A 6,647-nucleotide genomic window follows, 5' to 3' on the forward strand; every position below is an offset into this window, starting at 1 on the left:
CCCCCGTCGCTGGCGTCGTCGACGCCAGCAAGAGCGGCGATTTCGTCGGGTCGGCGGACCACCAGCACGCCCCAATTCGGTTCCACGACCTGCTCGCCGCCGACTCGCTGGCGTTCGAGCGGGAGGATCACGCGCCGCTTCACGCTCCCCTTCGGGATGTTGAGCCGGTTCGCGACCCGGCTCATCGCGGTGTCGACGTCGATCCGCGACTGGAACGGTGAGGCCTCGTCGCAGAGCACTTTGTACCCCCGGCGGACCACCGGATCGTTCGGGAGGTACGCGGCCACGTTTACCTCGACGCTGTCGCGGTCTGCGTAGGTCTCGCGCAGCGCCGCCCGAATCGCTTCCGACCGCGATCCGTACTCGTCCGCCGCGTCGTTGAGCGCGTCGAGGAGGTCCTCGTCCCTCACTCGTGCCGACACGCGCTTTGCGCTCGATTCGGCGCTCATCGACTCACCTCGCTTCCGGCGACGACGCTCGGCTCGGCGCTCCACGCGCACCAGCGCGCGCGCCGGCCCCATCTCGGCCGCGCATCGCTCATGCGTGAGGGGGGACGCCGTTGTGACAACGCTCCCCCGTCTGTGTGACACGCACCAATCCCGGCAGTAGAGCCGTTGTTACCCCCGAAAACTGTGGGATCGGTCTGTATGACACAGCCGTTCTCTGTCACACGGATCATGTCGTTCATCGGTCGACCCCCTCGCCGAGCAGCCGGCGATCGTCGGTGAGCCCGTCGCGACGGGCAGCGGTGCCGCCGTCGGCGATCAGGTCGTCGTCGTGCTCGCGGACCTTCTCGCGGGCCGCCCTGAGCCGGTTTGAGACCGTGCCGGGCGACGAGTAGCCCTTCGCTCGCTGGTACTCACGAACGCCCATGTCCCCGAGGTCGCAGTTTAGATACGCCTCGCGCTGGAGGTCGGTTAGGTACCAGTAGCGTTGTTCGGTCGCGTCGGTGTCGTCGAGGTCGCAGATCCGGATCGGCCGGTCGTTGATGTCGGTCTCGGTCCGGCAGAGGTTCCGGTTCCCCCACGCCGACTTTCTGAGGGCGCAGAGATGGACGCAGGGGCCGCGGTTGTACTCGAAGCCCTTGCAGTCGCAGGCGCCGACAAAGCCGCCGCTCTTGCGTCCGAGCACGACGTGGTGCCACTCCTCGCCGTTTGGACTCCGCACCTTCCAGCCGAGCTTACTGAGCCGCTCGAAGTCGCTCTGATAGGGCCTCGCTTTCTGCCAGCTCGTATCCCCCGCTTCGGGGAGATTGCGGAAACTGAGACGGTCGCCTATCTCGGTGTCGAGACGGCTTATCTCGCCGGTTACGCTGCTCATGGGCGATCACCCACCATGGACGGGTCCGACCGATGAGATCCCGGACGCGACGGGGTGATGAACGAGCCGACCGAGCCGGCACCTGGGTCTTCGACGTGATCGCGGATCGACTCGACGACGTCCTCCGCGGACATCGGATCCTTGGCGATGATCTCGCCGTCGTCCATGACGTTGACGCGCCAAAACGCACCGTCTTCTCTGAGCACGCCGGACCACCCGCCGTTATCCTGCCAGAGCCGCAGCTCGTTGTCCTCGTTGAAAAAGTCGGAGAACGTCGTGGTCTCCTTGACGACCACCTCGATTTCTTCCTCTTCGAGGTCGACATCCACCTCAGTCGACCGAGAACGGTCGTCCCAGTTCATTTGCCGGTTCCTCCGTTTTCCTTCGCCGGACGGCGAGGGGATGTAGAGGTCGCCGGGAAAACTCGAATCGGCGATCTTCTTCTTTCCGGTCTTCGGCGGTGTGAAATCGGAGCGTTAGCCCCTCTTCTTCCCCTTTGGGTACCTTCGCAGAAACGAGAGTCGTCTATGGACTCGCGGGGATTTGAACCCCGGGCCTCTTCCTTGCGAAGGAAGCGATCTGCCACTGATCTACGAGCCCGCACCGGGAATCAATCGCCGTTCGTATTTGTACCTTACCTTTCGGCGACCGCGCGCGAGAGGTTCCCACTCGGCCCGCGCGTCCGACCGCCGCGCGACCGCAGCCCGCGTGGTCGAGTGGACGGCGCATCGACGTCGACGGCCACCGACGGGGTTAGGTACCCGGCCCGGCAACGTCTGCTCGAAGACCGTCTCCGTCTCGATCTCGAACCTCCGTCACAGTTCTGAGAACCATAACACATTCGGTAACCTTTTGCGTGCGGGCGTCCGAGATCCGAGTATGTCCGAATCGACGGCGACGCCGGACGCCGACCCGGCCGCGATCGCGGCCCTGAAACAGGTCGGGCTCGCCGGCGGCCTGACCGAGACGAAGGTGTCGTGTGCCGCGCTGGGCGACCGGCTCGACGCCTCCACGCAGACCGCCTCTCGACGGCTCCAGACGCTGGAGTCCGCCGGTTACGTCGAGCGCGACGTGGTGGGTGACGGCCAGTGGGTCAAGATCACGGACGCGGCGAGGCCGCTCTCCGCGCCGAGTACGCCGACTACCGACGGTTGTTCGAGACCGACGTCGAACTCGTCCTCCGCGGAGCGGTCACCGGCGGGATGGGCGAGGGGCGCCACTACATCACCCTCCCCGGTTACGCCGAGCAGTTCCGCGAGCGCCTCGGCTACGAGCCGTTCCCGGGCACGCTCAACCTCGACCTGACCGAAGAGAGCGTCCGCCGGCGGGGTGAGATGACGAGTATCGACGCGGTTCCGATCGACGCCTGGGAGGACGACGACCGCACCTACGGCGCGGCCACCTGCTACGGCGTCACCCTCGTCGCCGACGACGAGCGGTACGAGGAGGTCCACGCGATCGTTCCGGACCGCACGCACCACGACGACGACCAGCTCGAACTGATCGCGCCCGACCGGCTGCGCGACGCGCTCGACCTGTCGGACGGCGACCCCGTCGAGGTGCGGGTAGAGGCGACGACCCGCGCGGACGACCGCGCCGCGGCCGCCGTCGAGACGGAGGTGGCCTGATGCGTGCCGACGCCGACGCGGACCTGCGAACGGACACTGACGGAGACGTGACCCCGTCGCACGACCCCGTCGAGCGCGCGCTCGACGCCTTCCGCGCGGGCGCCCCGTGTGCGTCCACGACTTCGCGGACCGGGAGGGCGAGACGGACATCGTCTACCCCGCGGCGGCGGTCGACGAGGCGGCGATCGCGCACATGCGCAACGACGCCGGCGGGCTGATCTGCGTCGCGGTCGCGGACCCGGTCGCGGAGGCGTTCGGGCTCCCGTTCCTCGCGGACGCGCTCGACCATCCCGCGGTCGACGACGACCCCGACTACGACGACCGCTCCTCCTTTTCGCTGCCGGTGAACCACCGCGAGACGTTCACCGGGATCACGGACGCGGACCGCGCGCGGACCGTCGTCGAGCTCGCGGACGCCGCCGCCGCGGTTGACGCGGACCCCGCGGGGTACGGCCCGGAGGACTTCGCTGCGGAGTTCCGCGCGCCCGGCCACGTCCACGTGCTCCGGGGCGACCGCGAGGGGCTGGACGGGCGCACGGGCCACACCGAACTCGGGCTGGCGATGGCCGAGGCCGTCGACGCCGCTCCCGCCGTCGTGGTCTGTGAGATGCTCGACGACGAGACGGGCGCGGCGCTGTCGCCCGCGGACGCAGCCACCTACGCCGATCGGCGGGGAATCCCCTACGTCGAGGGGTCGGATCTGGTCGAGACGCTCGAATAGCCGACGGAGTCGATCGGCCATTCGACTACGTCTTTTGATGTTCGCGCGCACGTGACCGGAAGCGCGGTCCCGAAGCCGTGTTCGTCTCCCCGGGACGCGTTCGTCGTCGGGCACGTTCCGCACCTGTCCACCGCCGCATCGAGATTCCCCCGCCGATCCGAAAACGGCGGTCTCGTCGCCTCTCGCACGGCTTGTGACGGTTTCTCACACCCAGCACTACACACAAAGTATTTATAAGAACCGTCGTATTGTCTTGATGCCCCTATCCACGAATGCGGCAGAAGTGAGTAATCCGTGATACGGTCCGCCTCGCGGTGCGGTGACGGTACGAGGCGGCTGTCAGGACAAAACTGCTGTCGCGTTGGATGCAGACAACACAACTATGACAAACGACAATACACGCACGAAGGCCAACGCGGTCTTCTTCAGTGTGCTCATGGTGCTTTCCATGGTGGCTGTCGGATTCGCTGCTGCACCTGCAGCGGCGGAAGCCACCTCCCTCGACAACGCATCGGCCGACGATGTGTTTGTTGATCAGGGGAGCTTCACGCAAGAGGTACAGTTCGATGTTACAATGAATGACAGTACAACAGAAAACATTACTGTTGATCTGTCCGAAGCAGCTGGTGCTGGTGTTACACCGAGTGTCGACAGTGTTAGTGCGTCTAACGCTGGTGACCAGACTATTGACTCGAATAACCTAGCAGGAGGTACTCACACAATAAATGTCACCGATACCGGCGGTGACGCTGATGACAATGAATTCACCATTACGGTGACGTACGACCACGACACTACGGGCGTATCCACCGCGTCAGATGTTGAATTCGATATCGATGCAACCGGTTCTAGTGCGTCTACAACTGCGACATTCGACCTCGTCGATGGTCGTCAAGCAGGTGCTGGCGTGGTCTACAACGGCTCGACCGTCTACCAGGGTGAGGACGACCTGACCTTCGTCGATGATGACGGTTCGACCGTCAACGTCGGTGCACTCCAGAAGACTGCTGGTAGCGCCGAGGGTACGTCGCTCCAGCTGCCGATCGCCACGGATGCGGCAACCGGCACCTACGCGACGAATGACGGATACAGCGTCATCCTCCAGGAGCCGCGCATCACCACCTCCGAGGTCCAGATTAGTGGGACCGGCTCTGACGTCAGTCAGGTCGGACCGGACAATGCTGGTGACCTCGACATCGTCGCTGAGTGGAACTTCGGAGAAGCCGAGGACCTCTCTGTCAGCGTCGAGGACCCGAGTGGGACCGACATTACCGGTGAAGTCGTTCCCGGTTCGTCGACCCTCTCCAACGGCGATGATTCGACCGCCCTGGACCTCGCTGGCGAGGATGCCGGTGAGTACACCGTCATCTTCGAGGGTAACGACAACCTCGACCATGACGCTGTTGTTGAAGAGTACACTATCGAACTCACGACAGACGACGAGGTCTCTGTCGAGACTGCCGACGACACAGTTACGCAGGGTACCAACCTTGAGTACACCGTGAGCGGCGGCACGAACGGCCAGTTCCACACTGTCACTATCGACGCGGAGAACTTCCGCAGCGACAACATCGATGACGTCTTCCGTAACGTCGGCGATACCTCGCAGGTTGGCTTCGCCGACTCCGGCGGTACCACCGGTGTGACCCCCGAGAACGCTTCCGTCGCCTACGCGGTCGTCGAGATTGACGGCACCACGGGCGTCGGATCGATCGCTACTGGAGCCCTCGACGACACGTCAGTCACGATCGACGTGTACGAAGGCACCACTAGTGATGCGTTCGACGTCAGTAGTGGCTCCGTCGAGGACACCTCGTTCGATGTCGAAGAGGGTTCGATCACCATCGACAGCCCGGGCAACCAGTACACCATCGGCTCTGAAGTCGACGTCAACGGGACTGCCACGAGCTCTGACTCCGTGGACGTCTACGTCCGCGACAACAACGAGTGGCAGCTCCTCTTGGACGACATCGACGTCGACTCGGCTGACGAGTACGAAGAGGAAGACGTCGTTCTGAGTAACACCGGCAACAACGGGGCCGACATCCTCGGCCAGGCCGGCACTTACCGCTACGGTGTCGTTGACCACAACGAGTTCGAGGGCCAGTCGGAAGTCGAGACGTCCGACTTCAGCCGCGCGACGAGCACGCAGCAGTCCATCACGACGGTTGAGGGCGAACTGTCGGCTCAGCTCGAGACGATCAACGGCCAGATCAACAGCGACCTCGACAACTCCGTCGACATTACCGGTAACGCGGAGGGTCAGAACACGATCGCGCTCGTGTACATTGACTCGCGCGGTAGCGTTGCCGCACAGACCGTCGACGTTGAGAGCGACGGTGAGATTGACGTGGAAGACAGCGACATCCCGAACGCGGCCGGCGGCGGTTCGCTGGCCGAGGGGACGGTGAGCGCCCACTTCATCTCGATGAGCCGCGACAACGCCGTCGGTAACGGCGACCTCCCCGGCGGGAACGACGCCGACATCGGCGGTCTCGTCAGTTGGGTCAACAACAACGTCAGCGACCGCTCGCTGAACGCGAACCAGGCTACCTCGCTGATCACCAGCGAGACGACCGAGGACACGGCGAGCGACGACCTGATGGTCACGCAGACGTTCCGCTACACGGAGAGTCAGACGGTGATCGACTCTGTCTACCCCGAAGTGGCTCAGGCTGAGGGCGTCAACCCGGTCGCGACCGGTGAGACGATGGTCGTCGAAGGGACGACCAACCTCCGCCCCGACGACAACTCGATCACTCTGGAGCTCCTGAACGAAGACGGTGAGTCGATGCAGATCTCCAGCACTGACCAGTGGGATACTGACGGTCAGTGGAGCGCCACGATCGACACCTCCGACCTCGAGACCGGCTCGTACGTCGTCGAATCCGACGACGGTACGAACACGGACCGCGCCGAGGTCGAAATCGTCGAAGAACGCGAAGAACCGTCCGACGGCGAAGACGGTGAAGACGGTG

4 protein-coding genes, 1 tRNA gene and 3 pseudogenes are annotated in these 6,647 nt (G+C 64.4%); 4 read left to right on the top strand and 4 right to left on the bottom strand.

All coding sequences use genetic code 11. From position 1 onward, the window contains the following. From GJ633_RS12690 to GJ633_RS12705, 4 genes are all read right to left on the bottom strand, one after another. A partial coding sequence (locus GJ633_RS12690; RefSeq protein ID WP_156589123.1) for a ribbon-helix-helix domain-containing protein occupies positions 1 to 449 on the bottom strand: 449 nt, incomplete at its 3' end. Positions 450 to 684: 235 nt separating this feature from the next. Then, positions 685 to 1,320 carry an SWIM zinc finger family protein gene (locus tag GJ633_RS12695; RefSeq protein ID WP_156589124.1) on the bottom strand — a complete coding sequence of 212 codons (636 nt, stop codon included), beginning with the start codon at positions 1,318 to 1,320 and terminating at the stop codon, positions 685 to 687. Continuing rightward, positions 1,317 to 1,682, bottom strand: coding sequence for a hypothetical protein (locus GJ633_RS12700; protein WP_156589125.1), 366 nt, complete (start codon positions 1,680 to 1,682; stop codon positions 1,317 to 1,319). The genes GJ633_RS12695 and GJ633_RS12700 overlap by 4 nt, the downstream gene beginning before the upstream one ends. A 166-nt stretch (positions 1,683 to 1,848) precedes the next feature. Beyond that, positions 1,849 to 1,920, bottom strand: a tRNA-Ala gene (locus tag GJ633_RS12705). Positions 1,921 to 2,199: 279 nt separating this feature from the next. On the opposite strand from GJ633_RS12705, the pseudogene GJ633_RS12710 reads away from it, so the two are divergent. The 4 genes and pseudogenes from GJ633_RS12710 to csg all read left to right on the top strand — a co-directional run. Continuing rightward, positions 2,200 to 2,948: pseudogene (locus GJ633_RS12710) on the top strand (DUF120 domain-containing protein). Beyond that, positions 2,948 to 3,669, top strand: a pseudogene (ribB, locus tag GJ633_RS12715) (3,4-dihydroxy-2-butanone-4-phosphate synthase). Before GJ633_RS12710 ends, ribB begins: the two co-directional pseudogenes overlap by 1 nt. A 382-nt stretch (positions 3,670 to 4,051) precedes the next feature. Continuing rightward, a pseudogene (locus tag GJ633_RS18540) lies at positions 4,052 to 4,147 on the top strand (surface glycoprotein); the annotation flags it as partial. A gap of 429 nt (positions 4,148 to 4,576) precedes the next feature. Then, on the top strand, positions 4,577 to 6,647 hold a 2,071-nt coding region (gene csg / locus GJ633_RS12720; RefSeq protein WP_321169074.1), incomplete at its 3' end, for an HVO_2072 family ArtA-dependent S-layer glycoprotein.

This window comes from Halorubrum sp. CBA1125, from assembly GCF_009742825.1.
Classification (GTDB): Archaea; Halobacteriota; Halobacteria; order Halobacteriales; family Haloferacaceae; genus Halorubrum.

Excerpts from the sequence above, each read along its gene's own strand:
- GJ633_RS12695 (WP_156589124.1), bottom strand. The coding sequence starts at position 1,320 with ATGAGCAGCGTAACCGGCGAGATAAGCCGTCTCGACACCGAGATAGGC.
- GJ633_RS12700 (WP_156589125.1), bottom strand. The coding sequence starts at position 1,682 with ATGAACTGGGACGACCGTTCTCGGTCGACTGAGGTGGATGTCGACCTC.